This window comes from Aeromicrobium sp. (genome assembly GCF_032084975.1).
In the GTDB taxonomy this organism is placed as follows: Bacteria; Actinomycetota; Actinomycetes; order Propionibacteriales; family Nocardioidaceae; genus Aeromicrobium.
In genome coordinates, this window is record NZ_DAMDLR010000015.1 from 1 (window position 1) to 23,692 (window position 23,692).

The window sequence follows — 23,692 nt, forward strand, 5'->3', positions numbered from 1 at the left end:
CCAACCGCCTGGCGAACTTCGACGACGCGAACCAGCGTCGCTCAGCGCGGGCCGCCGTCGCTGCCGGCGCCCGTGCCCAGCGCGCCCTGGACATCCTCGGCGAGGACGTCCCCGACCACCTGCGCCTGGCCGGCCAGCTGCGCGTCCAGCACCGTGAGGCCAGCCTCGAGGAGCTCGGCCAGCTGCACGAGCCCGCGCTCACGAAGGACGCGATCGCCGGCCGCATCCGGCGCCTGCTGGCGATGGCGGACAAGCGGGCCCACGACCTGGGCATCGACGACACCGAGGCCGGGCTCAACCCCGACCAGCTCGCCGACGGCTGAGCCGTCTCGCCCGGCCGATACCCGGTGTCCAGCGGGGGACGGCCTCGGTAGGGTGAGGGCGTAAGCGAGTCCCACCCGGCACCTCAGGAGTTTCCCGTGACTGTTCGCGTAGGTATCAACGGTTTCGGCCGCATCGGCCGCAACTTCTTCCGTGCGGCGCGTGCCGCCGGGTCCGACATCGAGATCGTGGCCGTCAACGACCTGACGGACAACCAGACGCTCGCCACGCTGCTCAAGTACGACTCGATCCTGGGCCGCCTCGACGCCGACGTGAACTTCGACGACACGGCGATCCACGTGGGCGATCAGAAGATCACCGCCTTCGAGGAGCGCGACCCGGCGAAGCTCGACTGGGCCTCGGTCGGCGTCGACATCGTCGTCGAGTCCACCGGCTTCTTCACGGACGCCACGGCGGCCAAGGCGCACCTCGACGGCGGCGCGAAGAAGGTCATCATCTCGGCCCCGGCCAAGAACGAGGACATCACGATCGTCATGGGCGTCAACGACGACCTGTACGACCCGGCCTCGCACACGATCATCTCGAACGCCTCGTGCACCACGAACTGCCTCGCGCCCATGGCCAAGGCCCTCAACGACGGCATCGGCATCGAGCGTGGCCTGATGACCACGATCCACGCCTACACGCAGGACCAGAACCTGCAGGACGCCCCGCACAAGGACCTGCGTCGCGCCCGCGCCGCCGCCCTGAACATCGTCCCCACCTCGACGGGTGCGGCCAAGGCCGTCTCGCTCGTGCTGCCCGAGCTCAAGGGCAAGCTCGACGGCTACGCGCTGCGTGTGCCGGTTCCGACGGGCTCGGCCACCGACCTGACCTTCACGGCCAGCCGTGAGACGTCGGTCGAGGAGATCAACGAGATCGTCCGCGCCGCGGCCGAGGGCTCGCGGTTCCTGAAGTACAACACGGACCCGATCGTCTCGACCGACATCGTGACCGACCCGTCCTCCTGCATCTTCGACGCGCCGCTGACCAAGGTCATCGGCGACCAGGTCAAGGTCGTGGGCTGGTACGACAACGAGTGGGGCTACTCCAACCGCCTCGTCGACCTCTCGTCCCTCGTCGGCTCGTCCCTCTGAGGGCCTGTCCGTGAAGACGATCGACGATCTGCTGGACGAGGTGGGCGGTGACCTGAAGGGCAAGCGCGTCCTGGTCCGCAGCGACCTGAACGTGCCGCTCGACGGTGCCACCATCACCGATGACGGCCGGGTGCGCGCCAGCGTGCCGACGATCCAGAAGCTGATCGGCCTGGGCGCGCGCGTCCTGGTGGTGGCGCACCTGGGCCGGCCGAAGGGCGAGCCCGACCCGCAGTACTCGCTGGCGCCGGTTGCCGCCCGCCTGAGCGAGCTGCTCGGACAGCCGGTCCGCTTCGCGGCGGACACGGTGGACGTCGACGCCCAGCGCACGGCCGCCGAGCTCAACGACGGTGACGTCGCCCTGCTCGAGAACGTCCGCTTCAACGCGGGCGAGACCAGCAAGGACGACGCCGAGCGTGGTGCGTTCGCCGACCGGCTCGCCGAGCTCGCCGACGTCTTCGTGTCCGACGGCTTCGGCGTGGTCCACCGCAAGCAGGCCAGCGTCTACGACATCGCCTCGCGACTGCCTTCCGCGGTCGGGGGACTGGTCCAGGCCGAGGTCGAGGTCCTGCAGCGACTCACCGCGTCCCCCGAGCGGCCGTACGCGGTCGTGCTGGGCGGCTCGAAGGTGTCCGACAAGCTGGGCGTCATCGATCACCTCATGACCAAGGCCGACACCCTCGTGATCGGCGGCGGCATGGTCTTCACGTTCCTCGCGGCGCAGGGTCACGGTGTCGGCACGTCGCTGCTCGAGCAGGACCAGATCGACGTGGCCAAGGGCTACCTCGACCGCGCCGACGAGATGGGCGTATCGATCGTGCTGCCGACGGACGTCGTCGTCGCTCCCGAGTTCAAGGCCGACGCACCGGCCACCACCGTGGCGATCGACGCGATCCCCGACGACCAGATGGGCCTGGACATCGGACCCGACTCGTCGGCCGCGTTCGCCGAGGTCGTCCGCGGGGCGCGCACGGTCTTCTGGAACGGCCCCATGGGCGTGTTCGAGATGGCGGCGTTCTCGTCCGGGACGCGTGCGGTGGCCGAGGCGCTCACCCAGGTCGACGGGCTGTCGGTCGTCGGCGGCGGTGACTCCGCCGCGGCGGTGCGCCAGCTGGGCTTCGAGGACAGCCAGTTCGGCCACATCTCGACCGGCGGCGGCGCCAGCCTCGAGTACCTCGAGGGCAAGACGCTGCCGGGCCTGTCCGTCCTGGAGGAGGGGTCATGAGCGAGCGCCAGCGAGTGAACATGACATCGGGCATGCCGGCACTGCCAGACTGTGCTGTTTCCAAGGCGGTGGCGGCATGACGAGAACACCGCTGATGGCGGGCAACTGGAAGTCCAACCTGAACCACCAGGAGGCGGTGGTCCTCGTCCAGAAGCTGGCGTGGACCCTGTCGGACAAGAAGCACGACTTCGCCAAGAGCGAGGTCGTCGTGGTCCCGCCGTTCACCGACCTGCGCAGCGTCCAGACGCTCGTGGACGGTGACAAGCTGCCGATCGGCTACGGCGCCCAGGACGTGTCCGCGCACGACGGCGGCGCCTACACCGGCGAGATCTCGGCGGCGATGCTGGCCAAGCTCGGCTGCTCGTACGTCGTCGTGGGGCACTCCGAGCGCCGCGAGCACCACGGCGAGTCCGACGAGCTCGTGAACGCCAAGGCGGTCAAGACGCTCGCGGCCGGCATGACGCCGATCGTGTGCGTCGGCGAGGGCCTCGAGGTCCGCCAAGCAGGTGAGCACGTCGCGTACACGCTCGGTCAGGTCGACGGCTCGCTGGCCGGTCTCACGGCCGAGCAGGTCGCGGGCCTGGTCGTCGCGTACGAGCCCGTGTGGGCCATCGGCACCGGCGAGGTGGCGACGCCCGAGGACGCCCAGGAGGTGTGCGCGGCCATCCGCGGGCGACTCGCCGAGACCTGGGGTACCGAGGCGGCGGACCAGACCCGTATCCTTTACGGCGGATCGGTCAAGGCGGCGAACGTGGCCGCGATCATGGCCAAGCCCGACGTCGACGGAGCACTCGTCGGCGGGGCCAGCCTGGTCGCGGAGGAGTTCGCCGGGATCGCCCGATTCCACGACATGCCCGACCTCGCGGGGTCCTGACGAAGGGAGAGACGTGATCATCGCGTTCTCCGTACTGCTCGCCCTGAGCAGTGTGCTCATGATCGTCCTCGTGCTCATGCACAAGGGGCGAGGCGGCGGACTGTCCGACATGTTCGGCGGTGGCGTCTCCAGTTCGCTCAGCGGCTCCTCCGTCGCCGAGCGCAACCTCGACCGCATCACGATCGGCGTGGCGGTGGTCTGGGCGGTGTGCATCTTCGCGCTCGGGCTCCTGCTGAAGGTCAGCAACTGATGGCGGCCGGTGCCATTCGCGGCAGCCGCATCGGCTCGGGCCCCATGGGCGAGGCCGAGCGTGGCGAAGCCGCCCCGCGTCAGGCCATCACCTATTTCTGCACGAACGACCACTCGATGACGCTGAACTTCTCGGTCGAGGCCGAGGTCCCCGTCGAGTGGGACTGCCCCAAGTGCGGCATGCCCGCCAGCATGGACTCGGACAACCGGCCGGACGCGCCGAAGATCGAGCCCTACAAGACGCACCTGGCCTACGTGAAGGAGCGCCGCTCCGAGACCGAGGCCGCCGACATCCTCAAGGAAGCCCTCGACACCCTGCGCTCCAAGCGCAAGACCGGCGAGATCATCTTCTGAGTCCGTCAGCGCGAAGGCCCGCCACCGTCACGGTGGCGGGCCTTCGTCGTGCCGGGGGTCAGGACAGCTTCGACGCCGCGGCGCGGTCGAGGAACCAGACGGTCTCCTCGAGCCCGCGGGCGCCGGCGGCCGGGGCCTGCTCGATCGGGGCGCCGCCGATCGCCTTGGCGACAGCCTCGGCCTTGTCCTCGCCCGCGACGACGAACCACGTTGCCCGGGTGCGGTTGAGCGCCGGGTACGTCAGCGTGATGCGCTGCGGGGGCGGCTTGGGGGAGTCGAACACCTCCACGGCGCGCCGCTGCGTCTCGTGCACCTGCGGGTGGCCGGGGAACAGCGACGCGATGTGGGCGTCGGGGCCGACTCCCAGCAGGACGACGTCGAACGGCTCCTCGGGCAGCGTCTGCGCGTACGCATCGGCGGCCTGCGCCATCGACTCGTCGCAGCCATGGGCGGGCATCGCGTGCACGTGCTCGGCCGGGACGTCGAACCGGTCCAGGAACCCCTCGCGCGCCTGTCGGTCGTTGCGGTCCTCGTGGCCCTCGGGGACGACGCGCTCGTCGCCCCACCAGTACTCGGCGGCGCGCCAGTCGGCGTCGTGCGCGAGCTCGGCATAGATCCGCGTGGCGATGGATCCGCCGGTCAGCACGATCGTGGGCGTGCGGCCGGCACTGACGCCCTCGGTCACGCGGGTCGCGAGCCGTCGCGCGACGGCCTGGGCCAGCAGGTCGGGTGTGTCGAAGACCTCGATCGCCATGTCAGCTCACTCCGTTGTCGAGGTGTTGCAGGGTCTCGCCGTAGATCTCGTCGGCGTCCAGCCGGCGCAGGTCCTCGGCCAGCAGCTCGGCGATCTCACGGCGCCGGATCGGCACCACGCGCGGGGAGGACCCGGGCACGCTGAACTCACAGGACATCTCGTCCGTGCGGCGGATGTCGATGTCGCCCACGTCGGTGAACAGGGTGACGCGCTGGATCTGCGACCCGGAGTCGTCGTCGACGAACTCGATCGGCACGCCCAGACGGCACTCGAGCCACGCCTTGAGCAGGACCGCCACGGGGTTGATGTCGTCGGCCAGGATGCGGCCGCCGGTCGCGCTGCCCGACGTCTGGTCCAACGCCGCCGCCAGCAGTGCCCGCCACAGCGTCAGGCGGGTCCAGGCCAGGTCGGTGTCACCGGGCTCGTAGCCCGGCGCCAGCTTGTGCAGCCACTGCACCGGCGCGGGCGTGCGCTCGGCATCGGTGAGGCGGCGCCGCGCCAGCCGCCCGATGGGGTCGAGCGACGGCTCGAGCGGGCCGACGCCCGGCCACCACGCGACGACGGGGGAGTCGGGCAGCAGCAGCGGGAGCACGGCCGACTCGGCGTGCTTGACGAGGGGACCCGACATCCTCAGCAGCACGGACTCGCCGGGCGAGCCCGCCCCGACCCGGACGCGGGCATTGAGTCGCGGCTTCCCTCGGCCGTCGCCCAGGATCACCCCGAGGACGCGCGAGGGATGCTCGTGCTGCAGGACGGTGGCGGCCCGCATGGCCTCGGCGACGTTGTCGTCGTCGGTGACGATCAGCAGGGTAAGCGCCATGTCCATCGCCGGGCTGCCCGCCAGGGATCGGCCCTTCGTCAGCGCCTTGGCGACGGACGAGGCGTTCGTGTCCTCGAGGGTCAGGTCCATCAGGGTCGCCTCCAGACGCGGCCGTCGCGGGCCAGCATGTCGATCGCGGACTGCGGCCCCCACGTGCCGGCGGCGTACGTGTCGATCGAGCGCTTGCGCGACCAGTGCTCGATCACCGGGTCGAGGATCTGCCAGGACAGTTCGACCTCGCGGTGCTGGGGGAACAGTGGCGGGTCGCCCAGCAGCACGTCCAGGATCAGCCGCTCGTACGCCTCGGGGCTGCTCTCGACGAACGAGCCGCCGTAGACGAAGTCCATGTTGACGTCGCGGATCTCCATCGTCGTGCCCGGCACCTTGGCGCCGAACCGCATGGTGACGCCCTCGTCGGGCTGGATGCGCATCACGAGGGCGTTGTGGCCCAGCTCGGTGACATCGATGTTCTCGAACGGCAGGTGGGGTGCCTTCTTGAAGACGACGGCCACCTCGGTGACGCGCCGGCCCAGTCGCTTCCCGGTGCGCAGGTAGAAGGGGACCCCGGCCCAGCGGCGGGTCTCGATGTCCAGTCGCAGCGCCGCGAACGTCTCGGTGAGCGACTTGGGGTCGGTGCCCTCCTCGTCGTGGTAGCCGACGACCGGCTGGCCGCCGGCCCAGCCCTCGACGTACTGGGCCCGCGCGGTGTGGTGGTCGAGGTCGTCGGGCAGGCGGACGCTGCGCAGCACCTTCTGCTTCTCGGCGCGCAGGCTGGCGGCGTCGAAGGCGACCGGCTCCTCCATCGCGACCAGCGCCAACAACTGCAGCAGGTGGTTCTGGATGACGTCGCGCGCAGCGCCGATGCCGTCGTAGTAGCCCGCACGTGACCCGATGCCGATGTCCTCGGCCATCGTGATCTGGACGTGGTCGACGTAGTTGCCGTTCCACACGGGCTCGAACATCTGGTTCGCGAAGCGCAGGGCCAGGATGTTCTGCACCGTCTCCTTGCCCAGGTAGTGGTCGATGCGGAAGACCGACTCGGACTCGAAGACGTTGCTGATGAGCTGGTTGAGCTCCTTGGCCGACTCGAGGTCGTGCCCGAAGGGCTTCTCGATGACGACCCGGCGCCAGCCGGCCCCGGGCTTGGCCAGGCCGTGCTCGTCGATCTTCGACACCACGGTGGGGAACAGCCCCGGCGGGATGGAGAGGTAGAAGGCGTGGTTGCCGCCGGTGCCCTGGCGCTCGTCGAGCTTCGTCAGGGTCTTCGCCAGCTCCTCCCACGCGTCGTCGTCGTCGAACTGGCCCGGGACGAACTTGATGCCCGCGGCCAGCTGCTTCCAGACGGTCTCGCTCCACTCGGTGCGGGCACCGGCCTTGGCGGCCTTCCTGAGCAGCGACGCGAACGTGCCGTCGCCCCAGTCGCGACGCGCGAAGCCGACCAGGCCGAAGCCCGGCGGCAGCAGGCCGCGGTTGGCGAGGTCGTAGATCGCGGGGATCAGCTTCTTGCGGGCCAGGTCACCCGTGACACCGAACATGACGATCGTGCACGGTCCGGCGATGCGGGGCAGGCGGCGGTCGCGCGGGTCGCGCAGCGGGTTGGGGCTCACGCGAGGGCGTCCTTGATCGTGGCGAGCCCGGGCTCCAGGTCGCGCAGGTGCAGTCGGAGCACGGGTCGTCCCTTCTCGCGCAGCACCTGGGCGTCGCCCTGGGCCTGCGACACGATGAACTGTCCGAGAGTGAAGTCGCGGCCCGGGACGGGCAGGTCCTCGGCGGGCTCGCAGGTGACCTGCAGGAACACGCCGATCGGCGTGCCGCCCTTGTGGTACTGACCGGTGGAGTGCAGGAAGCGAGGTCCCCAGCCGAACGTGACGGGGCGTCCCAGGCGCTTGGCCAGCGTGGGCGCCAGCTTCTCGAGTCCCGAGAGCGCCCAGCGGTCGAGGTAGAACTGCAGGGCGAGGTAGCCGTCCTGTCCGACCTCGTCGAGCAGGTCGGTCAAGGCCTGCCCCACGGACTCGGCAGACGAGCCGAACAGCTCGATCGATCCGTCGACGGCGTCCGGGCCGGGCAGCTGCGAGCCGCCGCCCAGCAGCTCGCGGGCCGCAGCCTTGGCGCTCTCGACGTCGGGCTGGTCGAACGGGTTGATGTCGAGCAGGCGGCCCGCGACGGCGGTGGCCACCTCCCAGATCAGGAACTGGTCGCCCAGCGATCCGTTGAGCGAGACGGCCCACGGGTGGTCGGGCAGGTCGTCCGTGCCGAGGTGCACGACGATCTCGTCGTCGGTGAGGGGGTCGGCGGGGGAGAGGGCGACGACGGGCAGGATGCCGGTGCCCTCCTTGCCGGTGGACTCGGCCACGAGCTGCTCGGTCCAGTCGCCGACGTTGTGGTCCTGGTGGTCGACCAGGACGGCCTTGTCGACGCCGTTGCGGGCGGCGATCCCCAGAGCCGCGCCCAGGCGCAGCCCCGGGTTCTGCGGGTCGTCGACGGACAGCGGCTCGTCGATCTCGCCGGCGTCGTCGAGCAGGCGCGAGATGTCGGCACCGGCGAGGCCGCTGGGCACCAGGCCGAAGGCCGTGAGTGCCGAGTAGCGTCCGCCGACGTGCGAGTCGGCGCGGAACACCGGGTAGCCGGCCGCCGTCGCCTCTTCGTCGAGCGGGGAGCCCGGGTCGGTGACGATGACCAGGTGGTCGGCCGGGTCGAGCCCGGCGTCGGTGAACGCCTGCTCGAAGATGCGCCGGTGACTGTCGGTCTCGACGGTGCCACCGGACTTGCTGGACACGACGACGACCGTCGACTCGAGGTCGTGGATCGCCGAGCGCACCATGTCGGGCTGGGACGAGTCGAGCACGTCGAGCGGCACGCCGTCGGCCGCGCAGATGACCTCGGGCGCCAGCGACGACCCGCCCATGCCGCACAGCACGACACGCGTGATCCCGCGCCCGTGCAGCTCCTCGCGGAGCTGCTCGATGCGCGTGACCAGGGGACGCGACGACTCGGCCAGGTTCACCCACGAGAGCCGGATCGAGGCCTCGGACTCGGCCTCGGGGCCCCACAGGGTGCCGTCCTGGTCGAACAGCCGCGACGCGAACCGCTCGGTGACGAGCTGGTCCACGGCTTCGGACACCGCTCCGTCCAGCGGTGTGTGGATGCGGAGTCGGTAGGTCATGTCAGTCCCGGTGCAGTTCGGCTCGAACGGTGTCGAGCAGCTCGGCCCACGAGGCGTCGAACTTCTGCAGGCCCTCGACCTCGAGCTTCTCGACCACCTCGTCGTAGGAGATGCCCTGCGCCTCGAGGTCGTCGATCACCTGCTGGGCCTCGGCGGCGCGTCCGCTGACCGTGTCGCCCGTGACCTCGCCGTGGTCGGCGAACGCCTCGAGCGTCTTCTCGGGCATCGTGTTGACGGTGCCCTGGACGACCAGCTCGCTCACGTACATGGTGTCCGGGTACGCCGGGTCCTTCACGCCCGTCGAGGCCCACAGCGGCCGCTGGGCGTTGGCACCCTTGCCGAGCAGGTCGCGGGCCCTGTCGCTTGCGAAGACCTCCTCGAACGCGGCATAGGCGAGCCGCGCGTTCGCGAGCGCCGCCTTGCCGCGCAGCGGGCTGTCGTCGGGCAGGCGCCCGTCGACCTCGGCGTCGACGCGGCTCACGAAGAACGACGCCACCGAGTGGATCATCGACAGGTCGCGTCCCTCGGCGGCGGCCTGCTCGAGGCCGTAGAGGTAGGCGTCCATCACGCCGCGGTAGCGCTCGAGCGAGAAGATCAGCGTCACGTTGACGTTGATGCCCTTCGCGATCGAGGCGGCGATCGCCGGCAGGCCCTCGCGGGTGGCCGGGATCTTGATCATGACGTTCGGGCGGTCGATCTCGGCCCACAGGCGCTCGGCCATCGCGACCGTGCCGTCGGTGTCCTTCGCGAGTCCGGGCTCGACCTCGATCGAGACCCGGCCGTCGACGCCGTTCGTCGCGTCGTAGACCGGGCGCAGGATGTCGCAGGCCTCGCGGACGTCGTGCGTCGTGAGGGCGAACACCGCGGCGTCCAGGTCGGCACCGGAACCACGCAGCTCGGCGACCTGGTTCTCGTAGCGCTCGCCCTTCGCCAGCGCGGAGGCGAAGATCGTCGGGTTCGTCGTGACGCCCACGACGTGCCCGCTGGTGACGAGCTCCTTGAGGTTGCCGGTCTCGATCCGCTCGCGAGAGAGGTCGTCGAGCCAGATCGACACCCCTGCGTCGCTGAGCTGCTTCAGTCGTTCGGTCATGTCGATCTCCTGGTCGTCAGTGGGTGGTGTCGGGAAGGACCGGTCCGCTGGGGCGGGCGAAGACGGGCACGCCGCCCTCGTGGCGCGCGGCCTCGATGGACTCGCGCGCGGCCTCGGCGGCGGCAGCCGCGGTGATGCCGAACCGGTCGTACAGCTCGCTGAACGAGGCCGAGGCGCCGAAGTGCTCGAGCGAGACGATGCGGCCGGCGTCGCCGACGATCTCGCGCCATCCGAAGGCCACGGCGGCCTCGATGGCGACCCGCGCACGGACCTGCGGCGGGATCACGCTGTCGCGGTACGCCGCGTCCTGCTCCTCGAACCACTCGCGGCACGGCATCGAGACGACGCGCGCGGCGACGCCCTCCTCGGCGAGCTGTCGGCGCGCCTCCACCGCGAGCTGGACCTCGGACCCGGTCGCCACGAGGACGACGTCGGGGACCTCGCGGCCGAGCTCGGTGGGGGAGTCGAGCAGGACGTAGGCGCCCTTGGCGGTCTGGGACGCCGGGGCGAACTCGCCGTCGCGCGGGAAGACCGGCAGGTTCTGGCGGCTCAGCGCGAGTGCAGCCGGGCGGTGGTGGCGCTGCAGGATCGTGGTCCACGCGGCGACGGTCTCGTTGGCGTCGGCGGGGCGGACCACGTCGAGGCCGGGGATCGTGCGCAGCGCGGCGAGGTGCTCCACCGGCTGGTGCGTCGGTCCGTCCTCGCCCAGGCCGATCGAGTCGTGGGTCCACACGTAGGTGACGGGCAGCTCCTGCAGGGCGGCCAGGCGCACCGCGGGACGCATGTAGTCGCTGAAGACCAGGAAGGTTCCGCCGTACGGCCGCGTCGGGCCGTGCAGGGCGATGCCGTTCATGATCGAGCCCATCGCGTGCTCGCGGATGCCGAAGTGCAGCACGCGGCCGTAGTAGTCGCCGGAGAACTTCTTGGTGGAGTTCTGCGGCGGCAGGAAGGACGGCTGGTCCTTGGGCGTGGTGTTGTTCGAGCCGGCGAGGTCGGCCGAGCCGCCCCACAGCTCGGGCAGGTGCGGCGCGGCGGCCGACAGGAAGTCGCCCGAGGCGACGCGGGTGGCGACACCCTTCTCGTTCGGCTCGTAGACCGGCAGGTCCGCGTCCCAGCCCTGGGGCAACTCGCGGTCGAGCAGCCGGTCGAGCAGGGCCTTGCGCTCGCCGTTGGCGGCGACCCACAGGTCGAAGCGGGTCTGCCACTCCTCACGTGCCGCGGCACCGCGCTCGAGGGCGCCCCGGGAGTGCTCGAGCACCTCGTCGTCGACCGCGAAGTCGGCGTCCGGGTCGAATCCGAGCAGCTCCTTGGTGGCCTTGATCTCGTCCTCGCCCAGGGCCGAGCCGTGGGCGGCGCCCGTGTTCTGGGCGTTCGGGGCGGGCCACGCGATGATCGTGCGCAGGACGATCATGCTGGGACGGTCGGTCACGGACTTGGCCGCGGCGAACGCGTCGGCCAGGGCGTGGACGTCCTCGCGGTACTCGCCTCCGCCGTGGGTCCAGTCGACGGTCTGGACGTGCCAGCCGTACGCCTCGTACCGCAACGCGACGTCCTCGGTGAACGCCACGTCCGTGTCGTCCTCGATGGAGATCTTGTTGTCGTCGTACAGGACGGTGAGGTTGCCCAGCTCCTGCAGGCCCGCGAGCGACGAGGCCTCGGACGAGACGCCCTCCTGCAGGTCGCCGTCGGAGCAGATCGCGTAGACGTGGTGGTCGAACGGGCTCTCGCCCGGGCCGGCGAACGGATCGAGCAGGCCCCGCTCGCGACGAGCGGCCATCGCCATGCCGACGGCGTTCGCGACGCCCTGGCCGAGCGGGCCGGTCGTCACCTCGACGCCGGGGGTGTGGCCGTACTCGGGATGGCCGGGAGTCTGGCTTCCCCACGTGCGCAGGCTCTTGATGTCGTCGAGCGTCATCGGGTAGCCCGCGAGGAACAGCTGGATGTACTGGGTCAGGCTCGAGTGCCCGCACGACAGGATGAACCGGTCGCGGCCCAGCCACGAGGGATCGGCCGGGTCGTGGCGCATGAGCTTCTGGTAGATCAGGTACGCCGCGGGCGCCAGGCTCATCGCGGTACCCGGGTGGCCGTGTCCGGCCTTCTGGACGGCATCCGCGGCCAGCAGGCGGGCGGTGTCCACGGCGCGGTCGTCCACCTCCGACCAGTCGATCGTCGGTTCGGTGGATCGGGGGGCGTTGGTCACCGCGGCACTCCTGGGGTTCACGTTGGTCGCACGAGGTCTGGTCTCGAGCCTATCCGCCGAGCGATAGACTGTGCCATGTGACCGTCCTACCCCATGCGACCGAGGACGACACCCTCGTCGCTCGCCCGAGTCGTCGTGACGTGATCGCGGCCTACGTGGCGCTCACCAAGCCTCGCATCATCGAACTGCTGCTGCTGACCACCGTGCCCGTCATGTTCCTGGCGCAGAAGGGCGTGCCCGACCTGGGGCTCGTCCTGGCGACCTTCGTCGGCGGCGCGCTCTCGGCTGGCTCGGCCAACGCGCTCAACTGCGTCGTCGACGCCGACATCGACCAGAAGATGCGGCGCACGGCCCGCCGCCCGCTGCCGCGCCACCAGGTCGGCACGCGCAACGCGCTGTGGTTCGGACTCGCGCTGGGCGTCGTCTCGACGCTGTGGCTCGGCCTGGCCGTCAACTGGCTCTCGTCGGCGCTGGCGCTGGCCGCCAACGTCTTCTACGTCGTGGGCTACACGATGATCCTCAAGCGCCGCACGACCCAGAACATCGTCTGGGGCGGCGCCGCCGGCTGCTTCCCGCCGCTCATCGGCTGGACCGCCGTCACGAACGAGCTCGCGTGGACGCCGGTCCTGCTGTTCCTCGTCGTCTTCTTCTGGACGCCGCCGCACTTCTGGGCGCTCGCGATGCGGTACCGCGAGGACTATGCCGCCGCCGACGTCCCGATGCTTCCCTCGGTCGCCCCGTCGGCCGAGGTCGGCCGACAGATCGTCCGCTACACGTGGGCGACCGTCGCGACGTCCATCCTGGTGTGGCCGGTCGCCGACACGGGCTGGTTCTTCCCGTCGATGGCGATCCTGCTGGGCATCGTGTTCCTGCTCGAGGCCTACGACCTGCGCGCCCGGGCCCGCGAGACCGAGGAGCTCTCGGTCATCAAGCCGATGCGCCTGTTCCACTTCTCGAACGCGTACCTGGCGCTGCTGTTCGTCGCCGCCGCGATCGACCCGTTCATCGGGTGACGCGCAACGGCCCCGTCGGGCCGTAGGCTCGCACCATGCGCGCTCTCGTCTCCTGGCTCCTGCCGGCCGTCGCCACGTTCGCGGCGTGGTGGATCTTCCTGGGCACCGACGGCGACGGTCAGTACACCGTCGCCCAGGTGGCTGGTCTGGTCGTCGTGCTGCTCGTCGTCGGCGTCGCCTGCGGCTGGCTGGCTCGCTCGACGGACCTGCTGCCCTTCGTCGTCTCGGCGGTCATGGGCGTCGCGGCCGCCTGTTGGAGCGACTGGTCCGGCGACGACGACTCCGGCCTGTTCGTCGTCGGTTGGCTCCTCGTCACGGCTGGCACGGCGCTGGGCGCCGCGTTGGTGATCGTCGGCGCCTGGGCGATGCGCCGCCGCGTCAGCCACGACACCGGCCCCGCTGCGTGACCTTCCGCATCGAGCCGCTGGCGCCCGAAGACTGGGCGCGGTGGCGTCAGGTGCGGGTGCGCGCGCTCGGTGAGGACCCCGACGCGTTCGCCTGCTCGGCCCACGTCCTGGGCGCGCAGGCGCCCGAGCGGCAGTGGCGCGAGGCGATCTCGACCCGCCGCGTGCTGCTGGCCGTCGACGAGCACGGTCGCGACGTGGCGATGGTCGGCGTCGTGGGCGACCCGGACCCCGAGCTGATCTCGATGTGGGTGGCGCCCGAGGCGCGTCACTCCGGCCTGGGTCGCCGTCTCGTCGACGCCGTGGTGGGCGAGGCGGGGGACCGGGACGTCACCTTGCGGGTGATGGCGCAGAACGCCCCGGCGATCGCCTTCTACCGCGGCTGCGGGTTCGAGCTCGAGACCCGCACGCCGGACGCCGAGGGCACCCTCACGATGCGACGGGTCGCGCCGTCAGCCACCACCACGTGGCCAGCGCCAGCAGGGCGGCCGCGCCGATCAGGTGGGCCGCCACCAGGGCGATCGGCAGATCAGTGAAGTACTGGACGTAGCCGATGAGCCCCTGGGCCATCCCGGCGACCAGCACGAGCAGCCCCACGCGCCGTGCCTGACCACGCAGCATGACGATCGCCACGACCGTCAGGGCCACGAACACCCAGACGCTGATCGCGTGCGTACGACTCCACCACGCGGGATCGAGGTCGTTGCGCGGGGCGTCGGCGTCACCCGCGTGGGGGCCGCTGCCGGTCACGATCGTGCCCAGGTAGATCGCCGCCAGCAGGACGACGTAGGCGGCGCGCACGACCCAGGCTGCGCGAGGATCCACGGTGCCCTCCCCGCCGCGCAGGCTGACCAGGAACACCGTCGCGGCGACCACGAGCGCCATGGACAGCAGCAGGTGCAGCGAGACGACCCACGGGTTGAGGTCGGTCAGGACGGTGATGCCGCCGATGACGCCTTGGAAGGGGATCCCGATGGCGATGCCCAGCACGAGACGCAGCTGCGTCCGGGTGGCGCCGGTCCAGCGCCAGGTGGCGACGACGGCACCGATGGCCACGACGACCAGGACGTAGGTCAGCATGCGGTTGCCGAACTCGATCGCGCCGTGCCAACCGAGGGCGCCGTGGGGCACGAACGACTCGTCGGTGCAGCGGGGCCAGGTGGGACAGCCCAGGCCGGACGCGGTCAGCCGGACCAGGCCGCCGGTCAGGATGATCGCGATGTTGGCGACGAGGTTCGCCCACGCCCACTTCTCGACCGTGGCCCGCGACACCGTGCGTCGCGAGGTCGCGCTCATTCCCATCGGAACCACCTTCCGGCGGCGGCCGCGGCCACGACGGCCCACACGGCGAGCACCACCACGTTGAACGTACCGGGCGAGCCGGTCACGAAGGCCTGCCGCAGCCCTTCGCCCAGGGCCCCCGACGGCAGGGCCGAGAGCACGCCCTGCAGCGCGGCCGGGTAGCGATCCAGGGGCAGCAGGACGCCACCGCCCACGAGCAGCAGCACGTAGACCAGGTTGGCGAGGGCCAGCGTGGCCTCGGCGCGCAGGGTGCCGGCCATCAGCAGGCCGAGGCCGCCGAACGCGATCGTGGCCAGCACGGCCAGGACGACGAGCCACAGCCACGCGGTCACTCCGCCACCGGGTCGCCAGCCGAGGGCCAGCGCGAGCGCACCCAGGACGACGAACTGACCCAGCTGCAGCAGCACGACTGCCAACACTTTGCCGCCGAGCAACCCGCCGCGGGACAGGGGAGTGGCGCCGAGCCGCTTCAGGACGCCGTACCGCCGCTCGAACGCCGTGGCGATGGCCAGGGACGTGAACGAGGTCGACAGGATCGCCAGGGCGAGCACGCCAGGTGCCACGACGTCGATGGGACGATCGCCCCCGACGAGCCGGTCGGAGCGCGAGCCCGCCACCAGCAGCAGCACGGGGATCACGAACGTGAGCAGCAGCTGCTCGCCGTTGCGCAATGTCAACCGCAGCTCCATCCCCGTCTGGGTGAGCAGCCGTCGCAGGGGCGCGGCGGCGCCGGGAGCGGGGGAGAGGTCCAGGCTCATCGCAGTTCCCGTCCGGTCAGTTCGAGGAAGCGGTCCTCGAGGGTCTGCTGCTCGACCAGCACGGACTCGAGCAGGACGTCGTGGGCGGCGCACCAGCCGGTCACGCGGTGCAGGACCGCGGGATCGACGCTGGTGGACAGCACGTAGTGACCGGCGCTGGGCTCGGTCACCGCGGACTCGGGCGGCAGCTCCTTGGCGAGCGACTCGAGATCGAGTCCGGCGCGGGCACGCAGGCGGATCGTGTTGCGAGCACCGTCGGCGACCAGCTCGGCGGCAGTGCCCGAGGAGATGACGCGGCCGGCATCGACGATGTGGACGAAGTCGGACAGCTCCTGCGCCTCGTCCATGTAGTGCGTCGTCAGGACGGTCGTGACCCCTTGGTCCCGCAGCTCGGCCACGAGGTCCCACGTGGCGCGGCGCGACTGCGGGTCGAGTCCGGCGGTCGGCTCGTCGAGGAACACCAGCTCGGGACGCCCGACGATCGCCATGGCGAGCGAGAGCCGCTGCTTCTGGCCTCCGGACAGCCGGCGGTAGGGCGTGCGAGCGAACGCGGACATGCCGAGCCGCTCGACCAGCGCGTCGACCGGCAGGGGGTGGGCGTGGAGTGCCGCCATGTGTCGCAGCATCTCCTCGGCCCTGACGCCCAGCCAGGCGCCTCCGGACTGCAGCATGACGCCGACCCGCGGTCGCAGCGCGGCCGCGTCCGCGACGGGGTCCAGGCCCAGGACGCGCACGGTGCCCGACTGCGGACGGCGGAACCCCTCGCACGTCTCGATGGTCGTGGTCTTGCCGGCACCGTTCGGGCCGAGGATCGCGGTGACGGTGCCCGGCGCGACGGTGAGGCTCAGCCCGTCGACGGCCCGGACGACCGTGTCGCGGCGGCCGTAGTGCATGACGAGGTCGCGAACCTCCACCGCTGGCGTCGACGTCGTGGAGGGCACTGGAACATTCTAGGTGTGGCAGTTTGGTCCCATGGACCTGCCCGTGATGCCACCGCTGGCGCCGATGCTCGCCAAGTCCGCCAAGGCCGTTCCCCGCGGTGAAGGATGGATGTTCGAGCCGAAGTGGGACGGCTTCCGGGCGATCGTCTTCCGCGACGGGGACGAAGTCGAGATCGCCAGCCGGTCGGGCAAGCCGCTGACCCGCTACTTCCCTGACGTGGTCGAGTCCGTCCGTGCCAACACTCCGTCACGGTGCGTCCTCGACGGCGAGATCGTCATCGCCCAGGACGGCCGACTGAGCTTCGACCTGCTGTCGAACCGCATCCATCCGGCCGAGTCGAGGGTCACGATGCTCAGTCGCGAGACGCCTGCCTCGTTCGTCGCGTTCGACCTCATCGCCCTGGCGGACCGCTCGTTCCTCGACGAGCCGCTCTCGGTGCGTCGTCCCGCGCTGGTCGAGGCACTCTCGTCCGCGCAGCCGCCGGTCCACGTGACCCGGGTGACGCAGGATCCCGACGAAGCCGAGGAGTGGTTCGCGACGTTCGAGGGCGCCGGGTTGGACGGCGTCATCGCGAAGCAGGTCGACTCCGCGTACACCCCGAACGGGCGCACGATGATCAAGGTCAAGCACGCCCGCACGGCCGACGTCGTGGTGGCTGGCTATCGGCTGCACAAGAACTCGACCTCCGAGCGTCCGCTGCTGGGGTCGTTGCTGCTGGGCATCTACGCGCAGGACGGGCGTCTCCAGCACGTGGGCGTCGCGGCGTCGTTCACGCAGGAGCGTCGCGCCGAGCTGATCGACGAGCTCCAGCCGCTGAGGCTGGCCGAGGACGAGACGCATCCGTGGGACCAGTGGCAGGACGAGGCGGCGCAGGCCTCGGGCCGGCTGCCCGGCGGCCAGAGCCGCTGGACCGGGACGAAGGACCTGTCGTTCGTCCCGCTGCGTCCGGACCTCGTCGTGGAGGTCGGCTACGAGCACATGGAGGGCGACGGCGACCACGCCCGGTTCCGCCACATGGCCCGCTTCAAGCGCTGGCGGCCCGACCGCGACCCGCGCTCGTGCACGTACGCGCAGCTCGAGGAGGTCGCGCACTACGACCTGGCGGACGTCCTGCTCTAGTCCTCCCAGCGGCAGGTCGCCGTTGCGCCCGGCGTGACCGCCGTGGTCTCCACCAGGACGTCTCCTTCGGCGTCGATGATCCGGCATGTCGCCAGGTCCCGGCCGTCATTCGCAGAGGCCCACACCTCGACGGGCCCGTAGGCCGTATCGATGTCGGTGCTCCAGCCCGGGTCGGCGGAGGTCTCCTGGAACGTGTCGGTGCCGTCGGACCAGATCACGTCCACGCCCGTGCCGGACCGAGAGTCGACCTCGACCGTGTACAGGGCGGCGTCGGCCCCGCCCCAGTCGCCCAGATCGACCTCGCCGTCCGTCGCGAAGACGGACGACACGACCAGCAACAGCACGACGCCGATCGCGACCGCGACGCCGACGACCGGACCGCGGCCGATCTGGCGGGACGTGGACGGAAGGCTCGTCTGGTCGAGCCGAACATGCTGGCCGTTCAGTCGAATGTGGCCCTCGGGCACGCGCTCGCGGTTAGTGGTGCGAGGGGCGGACGCCGAAGGGCGCCGGGCGGCACCGCCCTGCTGGACGCGATCTGTCCAGGTGCTGCCGTTCCAGTACCGGCGACCACCACTGCCGGCGGGGTCGTCGTACCAGCCGGCGGGAGCGGAGTCCTGGGTCACGGCACTGAGGATACGGGTGGGCCGGGCTGACTGGAGGGGCAAGAGAAACTGATGGTGGTCATGTGACGCCCGTCACCCCTACGGTGTGACCACCGTTCCTCTGCTCACGACAGGACCAGCTCTCATGCCCCGATCACTCTCGCTGCGCAGGAAGGCGGTGGCCCTCGCCCTGGCGTTGACGGCCCCAGGCCTCATCGCTGCCGGCACCCTCCCCAGCGCCACGGCGTCCTCGCCGACCCCATCCACCTCCGATGTCACCCTCGAGCGGCTGCCCGACGAGGTTCCCTCCGTCGTTGAGATCACGGTCCCCGACACCGCCGAGCTGGATCGCCTCGTCGAGACGGGCGTCGACCTCGACCACGGCGTCGAACGTCGGCCCGACGGCCTTGAGGTCCAGGCCATCGTCACCCCGAACGAGCTCGCGGCGCTGCGCAAGGCCGGCTTCGACACCGGCGAGACGCTCTACACACCCGAGGACACCGATGAGGCCCTCGCCGAGCGCGACGCGACGGTTCGGGAGGCCGCCGCGGCGAACGAGGCCTTCGAGGACGAGGCGACCCATCCGGACGTCTCCGACGTCAGGATCACGCGCGCCCAGTACTTCACGTCATTCGGCGTCCCCGTGCTGTCGGTCGAGGCCAAGTGGGCCAACGGCCAGGACGCGTCGGACGCGCTGACGGTCGAGCGGGACAGCGGACCCGGCACCGAGTTCGGAACCGGCGGCACCCAGAGCATCACGCGCTTCGTCGATGCGGGCGTGTACCTCTACCACCGCGGCGCGAGCCCCACGACGGGCGAGCAGGTCGTGACGACCCGTCCGGACCGCGTGAGGATCACGAGCCCGACCGGGGACGTCGCCATCGCGAAGGTGACGGACTGGCTGCCCACCGGTGACGAGGAGGATCCGTTCAAGGGCGAGGGGTACCAGCAGGACTTCGTCGGCTCCTACCTCGACCCGACCCAGCTGTACGAGCGCATCCAGCAGCTCGCCGAGGACTACCCGGCGCTGGCCGAGATCGTCGAGCTGCCGAACAGGACGAACGGCTACCGGCGTGCTGCCCAGGCCGTGATCGGCGCGAACGACTCGAACCGGGTCGCGATCGACTCGAAGTCCTACGGCTCCGAGGGCGGCAACGGCATCACGGTCGACGTCGTGCATCCGGCGACCCCGGACGCGTCGCTCGACGTCACGGTCGAGGAGCGCGCGATCACGGTGACCGCGGCCACCGATGCCGAGGGCACCGCGACCAGCACCGCGGCCGACGTGGCCGCCGCCATCAACGCCGACTCCGAGGCCGCCGAGCTCGTCTCGGCCTCCACCTACCGGGGCAACGAGGGCGTCGGCGTCGTTCCGGCGACGGCGGACACCACCCTGACCGACGGCCTCACGGCACCGGACTACGTCTCGCGCGACCCGCACCCGGTGTCCGCGATCAAGATCGGCAAGGTGCGCGACGGCTCCAAGCCGGGCGTCTTCTTCTACGCGCAGGAGCATGCCCGTGAGTGGGTGCCGCCGCTCGTGACGATCGAGACGGCCGAACGCCTGCTGCGCAACTACGAGACGCACGCGCCCACGCGTGAGCTCGTGGACAACCTCGAGATCTGGGTTCTCCCGTCGGTCAACCCCGACGGTGGTCACTACTCGTTCTACGACTTCAACTCGCAGCGCAAGAACATGACGAACCACTGCGAGGCTGGTGGCAACACCGACGCCAACGCTCGCAACTCGTGGGGTGTCGACGTGAACCGCAACTACGACGAGTACAGCCTCTTCGACGGCTACTCGGGTGCTTCGGCCAACTGCACCAGCGGAACCTACGCGGGTCCGTCCGAGCTGAGTGAGCCCGAGTCGGAGAACGTCGACTGGGTCGCGGCGCGTCCCAACATGAAGTGGTCGATGAACGTGCACAGCTCGGGCAACTACTTCATGTGGTCACCCGCCGCCTACCGCGTGCCGGGCCGGATCACCGCGCCCGAGCCGACCCTGGAGGAGGAGTCGCTCTTCCAGGGCGCGTCCTCGCGCATCCTGACGGCGATCAAGCGCCACCGTGGCCTGTCGGTGACCCCGGCGCGCACGGGTCGCGTCGTCGACACCCTGTACTCCGCGGCTGGCAACTCCGGCGACATGCTCTGGTACAAGTACGGGATCTACGCGTGGGACTTCGAGGTCGGCACGACCTTCCAGCCGCCGTTCGAAGCCGCGACCCCGACCGGTGCCGGCGCGCACCAGGAGGCGATGGAGTTCTCCAACGGCCTGATCGAGATGCTGCGCATCGCTCGCGACCACGACACGGACGACGTGTCGCCGACGAGCGAGGTGACGGTCAGCTCGAGCACCGTCGAGGGCAAGGTCAACGTCGCGTTCTCGACCAACGAGCCGGCGAGCGTGTTCTACACGACCGACGGCACCGTGCCCAACCTGAACTCGACGATGTACGCCGCGGCCGGCCTGCGTGAGGGCGGCGAGCGGTTGCCCGTCGCCGAGGGAGCCGAGATCCGCTGGATCGCGGTCGACAGCCGGGGCAACGTCGAGCGCGGTTTCGTCCCCGGACGTGAGGGGAACTACCGCACGTGGGTGGCCGAAGTGGGCTACGAGGAGCCGCTCCCGGCGTCCGCGACCGAGCTGTCGCTCGACCGCGACACGATCGGTGCGGGGAAGACGGGCGTCACGGCATCGATCGAGGTGACGGCGACCGGTGCCGGCGACCAGCCGGATCCCGAGGGCGTCGTCACGGTGTACGTCGACGACGAGGCGGTCGCCTCGGCCGACATCGACGCGACGGGACGGGCCGAGGTCGCCCTGCCGGCCATCGCCGAAGCAGGTCGTCACCTGGTGACGGCACGTTTCGGGGGCAGTGCCGAGCTGGCGGCCAGCACGTCCCTGCCGGTCGCGCTGAAGGTCGAGGCAGCCCCGGGCGTCCCGAGCGCCTCGGTCGACCTCGACGTCTCGCCGACGAGGGTCGAAGCGGGTCGCGCGGGCGCCAGGGCCAGGGTCGAGGTCGAGGTCGACCGCGACGGCGACGTGTCGGCCGGGACAGGTCGCGTCGACATCATGGTCGACGGTGTCCGCCACCGGACGGTCACGCTGGACCGGGCCGGCGCCGCTTCTGTCGCCATGGGGGCCTTCCCCCGGGTGGGCGCCAAGGTGATCACGGCGACGTACCGGGGTGTCGGTGACGTGGCTGCGAGCTCGTCGATGCCGGTGATCCTGCGGGTGACCAAGGCGACGGCGAGGGTCGCCGTCAAGGTCACGCCGAAGAAGGTCACGACGCGCGACCGGGCGCGGATCGTGGTTCGTGTGACAGCACCGCGGGTCTCGACCCGCGGCAAGGCCGTCATCCGGATCGGCTCGCGGTCCTGGGTCGTGCGGGTGAACGCCGACGGCCGGGCGACGGTGCGACTGCCGAGACTCGCCGCCGGAACGAAGTGGGTGACGGTGTCCTACCTGGGCAACGCCGACGTGAAGTCGGCGAAGAAGGCGATGCGGATCACGGTCCGCGGCCGCTGACCGCTCGAGCGAGCCGCCCCACCGACTCCTCGGCGGGGCGGCTCGCCGCTTTCGTGACACGATGACGACAGCCCTGCCGTGCCGTGTGGAGAGGACATCATGGAGCGCCGAATCGAGCAGTTGCTCGTCGAGATGGCCGAAGAGGTCCACCAGGAGCCGACCCGCGCGATCGAGCGGATCGCGGAGTATGCGCGGTCGGCCGTGAACGGCGAGGACTCGGGCATCCTGCTGCTGCGCTCCAAGGGACGCATCGAGACACCGGTGGGCACGTCCGAGCAGGTGACCGAGGCACACGCGCTGCAAGGCGAGCTGGACGAGGGTCCGTGCCTGGACGCGCTCCGCACGGAGACCGGCTCGTTCCTCGTTTCCGACACCGCCACGGACGGCCGGTGGCTGCGGTGGGGTCAGCGGACCGCCGCGCTGGGCTACCACTCCGTCATCAGCGCTCGCCTGGAGACCTCGCAGCGCCGCCTCGGCTCGCTCAACGTCTACGACACCCGGCGGGACGCGTTCACCCGGGCGGACCTCGACGTCCTCGAGCTGCTCGCCCTGCACGCCTCCGTGGCGTACGCCAACGCGCAGTCGAAGGTCAGCCTGCAGGCGGCCCTGGACAGCCGCACCGTGATCGGTCAGGCACAGGGTGTCCTGATGCAGGCGTACGACCTCGACCCTGAGGTCGCCTTCGCCTTCTTGCGCCGGCGCTCGCAGGACGAGAACATCCGCCTCGTCGACATCGCACACGAGATCGTGCGGACCCGTTCCAGCCTCGGGCGCACGGACAGTCCCGCCGGGGCCTGACCGCCATGGCCGTCAGGCGTCGTGGCGGGCCTTGCTGGGCTGCACGCGGCGCGGCTCGCCCGGCATCTTCGGGTAGTCCGGCGGGTACGGCATCTCGCCCAGGCCCTCGGTCTCGTCGCGGTCGTACCAGTCGAGCAGCGTCTGCAGCGAGTGCTGGACGTCGTCGATCTGCGACCACGGGTCGGCGCGCTGTGCCAGCAGGTCCGGCACGGTCGTGAGGTTGAACGCGCGCGGGTCGTCGACGTCGAACAGCTCGTCCCAGGTCAGGGGAGTGGACACGGGGGCGCCGGGCTTGGGGCGCAGGCTGTAGGCGCTGGCGATCGTGCGGTCGCGCGCGTTCTGGTTGAAGTCGACGAAGATGGTCTCGCCGCGCTCCTCCTTCCACCACGCGGTGGTGACGCCGTCGTCGCGGCGCTCGAGCTCGCGGCCGAAGGCCAGCGCCGCGTGGCGGACGTCGGTGAAGGTCCAGCGCGGCTCGATCCGCACGAAGATGTGGACGCCCCGGTTGCCGCTGGTCTTGACGAATCCGCGGATCCCGATCTCCTCGAGCAGCTCCTTGGCGACCTTCGCCACCCGCTGCGCGTCGCGGAAGTCCGTGCCCGGCTGCGGGTCGAGGTCGATCCGCAGCTCGTCGGGACGGTCGACGTCCGCGCGCCGGACGGGCCACGGATGGAAGGTCAGCGTTCCCATGTGCGCGGCCCACGCGGCGACGGCGATCTCGGTCGGGCAGATCTCGTCCGCGCGGCGCCCCGAGGGGAAGTGGATGCGGACCGTCTCCAGGTACGGCGGAGCGCCCTTGGGCACGCGCTTCTGGTAGAACGCGTCGCCGTGGCCGTCGGCGCGCGTCGCCATCACCATGTCCTCGCGGTAGCCCTTGGGCCAGCGCTCCAGGGTAGTGGGGCGTTCGCGCAGCGCCCGCATCAGTCCGTCCTCGACGGAGACGAAGTACTCCACGACCTCGAGCTTGGAGATCGCGGGCGTGCGGTCGGTGGCCTCGTAGATGACGCGGTCCGGGCTGGAGACGCGTACGGTCCGCCCCCCGGCCTCGATCTCGACAGCGGGTGTCGCCATGAGCCGA

At 70.8% G+C, this 23,692-nt stretch carries 23 protein-coding genes; 12 read left to right on the forward strand and 11 right to left on the reverse strand.

The window, feature by feature from the left end; all coding sequences use genetic code 11:
- The 6 genes from whiA to RT323_RS05710 all read left to right on the forward strand — a co-directional run.
- A partial coding sequence (gene whiA, locus RT323_RS05685) for a DNA-binding protein WhiA (RefSeq protein WP_313405754.1) occupies window positions 1–323 on the forward strand: 323 nt, incomplete at its 5' end.
- A 96-nt stretch (window positions 324–419) separates the two neighbouring features.
- A complete protein-coding gene (gene gap / locus RT323_RS05690) occupies window positions 420–1,418 on the forward strand; it encodes a type I glyceraldehyde-3-phosphate dehydrogenase (RefSeq protein ID WP_313405756.1) in 999 nt (332 codons plus the stop codon).
- A 10-nt stretch (window positions 1,419–1,428) separates the two neighbouring features.
- Window positions 1,429–2,640, forward strand: a complete 1,212-nt coding sequence (locus RT323_RS05695) for a phosphoglycerate kinase (protein WP_313405758.1) — start codon at window positions 1,429–1,431, stop codon at window positions 2,638–2,640.
- Between the two features lie 76 nt (window positions 2,641–2,716).
- On the forward strand, window positions 2,717–3,514 hold the full coding sequence (tpiA, locus tag RT323_RS05700) for a triose-phosphate isomerase (RefSeq protein WP_313405759.1): 798 nt from the start codon (window positions 2,717–2,719) through the stop codon (window positions 3,512–3,514).
- A gap of 13 nt (window positions 3,515–3,527) precedes the next feature.
- Window positions 3,528–3,764 carry a preprotein translocase subunit SecG gene (secG, locus tag RT323_RS05705; protein ID WP_313405761.1) on the forward strand — a complete coding sequence of 79 codons (237 nt, stop codon included), beginning with the start codon at window positions 3,528–3,530 and terminating at the stop codon, window positions 3,762–3,764.
- Window positions 3,761–4,117: an RNA polymerase-binding protein RbpA gene (locus RT323_RS05710; protein ID WP_396172069.1), complete on the forward strand. Its 357-nt coding sequence runs from the start codon at window positions 3,761–3,763 to the stop codon at window positions 4,115–4,117. Before secG ends, RT323_RS05710 begins: the two co-directional genes overlap by 4 nt.
- Window positions 4,118–4,175: 58 nt before the next feature.
- Here RT323_RS05710 and pgl read toward each other — a convergent pair whose 3' ends face one another.
- From pgl to tkt, 6 genes are read right to left on the reverse strand one after another with little or no spacing between them, the layout of a single operon-like run.
- A complete protein-coding gene (gene pgl, locus RT323_RS05715) occupies window positions 4,176–4,871 on the reverse strand; it encodes a 6-phosphogluconolactonase (RefSeq protein ID WP_313405764.1) in 696 nt (231 codons plus the stop codon).
- A gap of 1 nt (window position 4,872) precedes the next feature.
- A complete protein-coding gene (locus RT323_RS05720; RefSeq protein WP_313405765.1) occupies window positions 4,873–5,781 on the reverse strand; it encodes a glucose-6-phosphate dehydrogenase assembly protein OpcA in 909 nt (302 codons plus the stop codon).
- On the reverse strand, window positions 5,781–7,298 hold the full coding sequence (gene zwf / locus RT323_RS05725; RefSeq protein ID WP_313405767.1) for a glucose-6-phosphate dehydrogenase: 1,518 nt from the start codon (window positions 7,296–7,298) through the stop codon (window positions 5,781–5,783). Before zwf ends, RT323_RS05720 begins: the two co-directional genes overlap by 1 nt.
- Window positions 7,295–8,854 carry a glucose-6-phosphate isomerase gene (locus RT323_RS05730; protein WP_313405769.1) on the reverse strand — a complete coding sequence of 520 codons (1,560 nt, stop codon included), beginning with the start codon at window positions 8,852–8,854 and terminating at the stop codon, window positions 7,295–7,297. The genes zwf and RT323_RS05730 overlap by 4 nt, the downstream gene beginning before the upstream one ends.
- A gap of 1 nt (window position 8,855) precedes the next feature.
- The gene (gene tal / locus RT323_RS05735) at window positions 8,856–9,944 is read right to left on the reverse strand and encodes a transaldolase (protein ID WP_313405771.1); all 1,089 of its coding nucleotides are present in this window, start codon (window positions 9,942–9,944) and stop codon (window positions 8,856–8,858) included.
- Between the two features lie 16 nt (window positions 9,945–9,960).
- Window positions 9,961–12,144 (reverse strand): transketolase, encoded by a 2,184-nt coding sequence (gene tkt, locus RT323_RS05740; protein ID WP_313405772.1) that lies wholly within the window; start codon window positions 12,142–12,144, stop codon window positions 9,961–9,963.
- Window positions 12,145–12,212: 68 nt separating this feature from the next.
- Here tkt and RT323_RS05745 point away from each other — a divergent pair, with 68 nt between their 5' ends.
- From RT323_RS05745 to RT323_RS05755, 3 genes are read left to right on the forward strand one after another with little or no spacing between them, the layout of a single operon-like run.
- Window positions 12,213–13,157, forward strand: coding sequence for a heme o synthase (locus RT323_RS05745; protein ID WP_396172071.1), 945 nt, complete (start codon window positions 12,213–12,215; stop codon window positions 13,155–13,157).
- A 35-nt stretch (window positions 13,158–13,192) separates the two neighbouring features.
- On the forward strand, window positions 13,193–13,564 hold the full coding sequence (locus RT323_RS05750; RefSeq protein ID WP_313405775.1) for a hypothetical protein: 372 nt from the start codon (window positions 13,193–13,195) through the stop codon (window positions 13,562–13,564).
- Entirely contained in the window at window positions 13,561–14,097 is a 537-nt protein-coding gene (locus RT323_RS05755; protein WP_313405777.1) for a GNAT family N-acetyltransferase, read from the forward strand. Before RT323_RS05750 ends, RT323_RS05755 begins: the two co-directional genes overlap by 4 nt.
- Here RT323_RS05755 and RT323_RS05760 read toward each other — a convergent pair.
- The 3 genes from RT323_RS05760 to RT323_RS05770 are packed head-to-tail and all read right to left on the reverse strand — an operon-like array spanning window position 13,991 to window position 16,562.
- Window positions 13,991–14,863: a COX15/CtaA family protein gene (locus RT323_RS05760; protein ID WP_313405779.1), complete on the reverse strand. Its 873-nt coding sequence runs from the start codon at window positions 14,861–14,863 to the stop codon at window positions 13,991–13,993. The two genes, RT323_RS05755 and RT323_RS05760, sit on opposite strands and share 107 nt — an antisense overlap.
- Window positions 14,854–15,621 carry an ABC transporter permease gene (locus tag RT323_RS05765; RefSeq protein WP_313405781.1) on the reverse strand — a complete coding sequence of 256 codons (768 nt, stop codon included), beginning with the start codon at window positions 15,619–15,621 and terminating at the stop codon, window positions 14,854–14,856. Before RT323_RS05765 ends, RT323_RS05760 begins: the two co-directional genes overlap by 10 nt.
- Window positions 15,618–16,562: an ABC transporter ATP-binding protein gene (locus RT323_RS05770; protein ID WP_313405783.1), complete on the reverse strand. Its 945-nt coding sequence runs from the start codon at window positions 16,560–16,562 to the stop codon at window positions 15,618–15,620. The genes RT323_RS05765 and RT323_RS05770 overlap by 4 nt, the downstream gene beginning before the upstream one ends.
- A 31-nt stretch (window positions 16,563–16,593) precedes the next feature.
- Here RT323_RS05770 and RT323_RS05775 point away from each other — a divergent pair, with 31 nt between their 5' ends.
- The gene (locus tag RT323_RS05775) at window positions 16,594–17,682 is read left to right on the forward strand and encodes an ATP-dependent DNA ligase (RefSeq protein WP_313405785.1); all 1,089 of its coding nucleotides are present in this window, start codon (window positions 16,594–16,596) and stop codon (window positions 17,680–17,682) included.
- Here the strand turns inward: RT323_RS05775 and RT323_RS05780 are convergent.
- Window positions 17,679–18,308 (reverse strand): DUF2510 domain-containing protein, encoded by a 630-nt coding sequence (locus RT323_RS05780; protein WP_313405786.1) that lies wholly within the window; start codon window positions 18,306–18,308, stop codon window positions 17,679–17,681. The two genes, RT323_RS05775 and RT323_RS05780, sit on opposite strands and share 4 nt — an antisense overlap.
- Window positions 18,309–18,432: 124 nt before the next feature.
- Here RT323_RS05780 and RT323_RS05785 point away from each other — a divergent pair, with 124 nt between their 5' ends.
- A complete protein-coding gene (locus RT323_RS05785; RefSeq protein ID WP_313405787.1) occupies window positions 18,433–21,816 on the forward strand; it encodes a M14 family zinc carboxypeptidase in 3,384 nt (1,127 codons plus the stop codon).
- Window positions 21,817–21,915: 99 nt separating this feature from the next.
- The gene (locus RT323_RS05790; protein WP_313405788.1) at window positions 21,916–22,614 is read left to right on the forward strand and encodes a GAF and ANTAR domain-containing protein; all 699 of its coding nucleotides are present in this window, start codon (window positions 21,916–21,918) and stop codon (window positions 22,612–22,614) included.
- A 12-nt stretch (window positions 22,615–22,626) separates the two neighbouring features.
- Here the strand turns inward: RT323_RS05790 and RT323_RS05795 are convergent, their stop codons facing one another.
- Complete coding sequence (locus RT323_RS05795; RefSeq protein ID WP_313405790.1) at window positions 22,627–23,685, reverse strand: DNA polymerase domain-containing protein; 1,059 nt, start codon at window positions 23,683–23,685, stop codon at window positions 22,627–22,629.
- Between the last annotated feature and the right edge of the window lie 7 nt (window positions 23,686–23,692).

What these genes read in the sequence shown, in the direction of transcription:
- pgl (WP_313405764.1), bottom strand. Translation starts at nt 4,871, where the DNA reads ATGGCGATCGAGGTCTTCGACACACCCGACCTGCTGGCCCAGGCCGTC.
- RT323_RS05720 (WP_313405765.1), bottom strand. Translation starts at nt 5,781, where the DNA reads ATGGACCTGACCCTCGAGGACACGAACGCCTCGTCCGTCGCCAAGGCG.
- RT323_RS05785 (WP_313405787.1), top strand. Translation starts at nt 18,433, where the DNA reads ATGCCCCGATCACTCTCGCTGCGCAGGAAGGCGGTGGCCCTCGCCCTG.
- RT323_RS05790 (WP_313405788.1), top strand. Translation starts at nt 21,916, where the DNA reads ATGGAGCGCCGAATCGAGCAGTTGCTCGTCGAGATGGCCGAAGAGGTC.
- RT323_RS05775 (WP_313405785.1), top strand. Translation starts at nt 16,594, where the DNA reads ATGGACCTGCCCGTGATGCCACCGCTGGCGCCGATGCTCGCCAAGTCC.
- RT323_RS05765 (WP_313405781.1), bottom strand. Translation starts at nt 15,621, where the DNA reads ATGAGCCTGGACCTCTCCCCCGCTCCCGGCGCCGCCGCGCCCCTGCGA.
- RT323_RS05750 (WP_313405775.1), top strand. Translation starts at nt 13,193, where the DNA reads ATGCGCGCTCTCGTCTCCTGGCTCCTGCCGGCCGTCGCCACGTTCGCG.
- tpiA (WP_313405759.1), top strand. Translation starts at nt 2,717, where the DNA reads ATGACGAGAACACCGCTGATGGCGGGCAACTGGAAGTCCAACCTGAAC.
- RT323_RS05795 (WP_313405790.1), bottom strand. Translation starts at nt 23,685, where the DNA reads ATGGCGACACCCGCTGTCGAGATCGAGGCCGGGGGGCGGACCGTACGC.
- tal (WP_313405771.1), bottom strand. Translation starts at nt 9,944, where the DNA reads ATGACCGAACGACTGAAGCAGCTCAGCGACGCAGGGGTGTCGATCTGG.
- RT323_RS05760 (WP_313405779.1), bottom strand. Translation starts at nt 14,863, where the DNA reads ATGGGAATGAGCGCGACCTCGCGACGCACGGTGTCGCGGGCCACGGTC.
- RT323_RS05730 (WP_313405769.1), bottom strand. Translation starts at nt 8,854, where the DNA reads ATGACCTACCGACTCCGCATCCACACACCGCTGGACGGAGCGGTGTCC.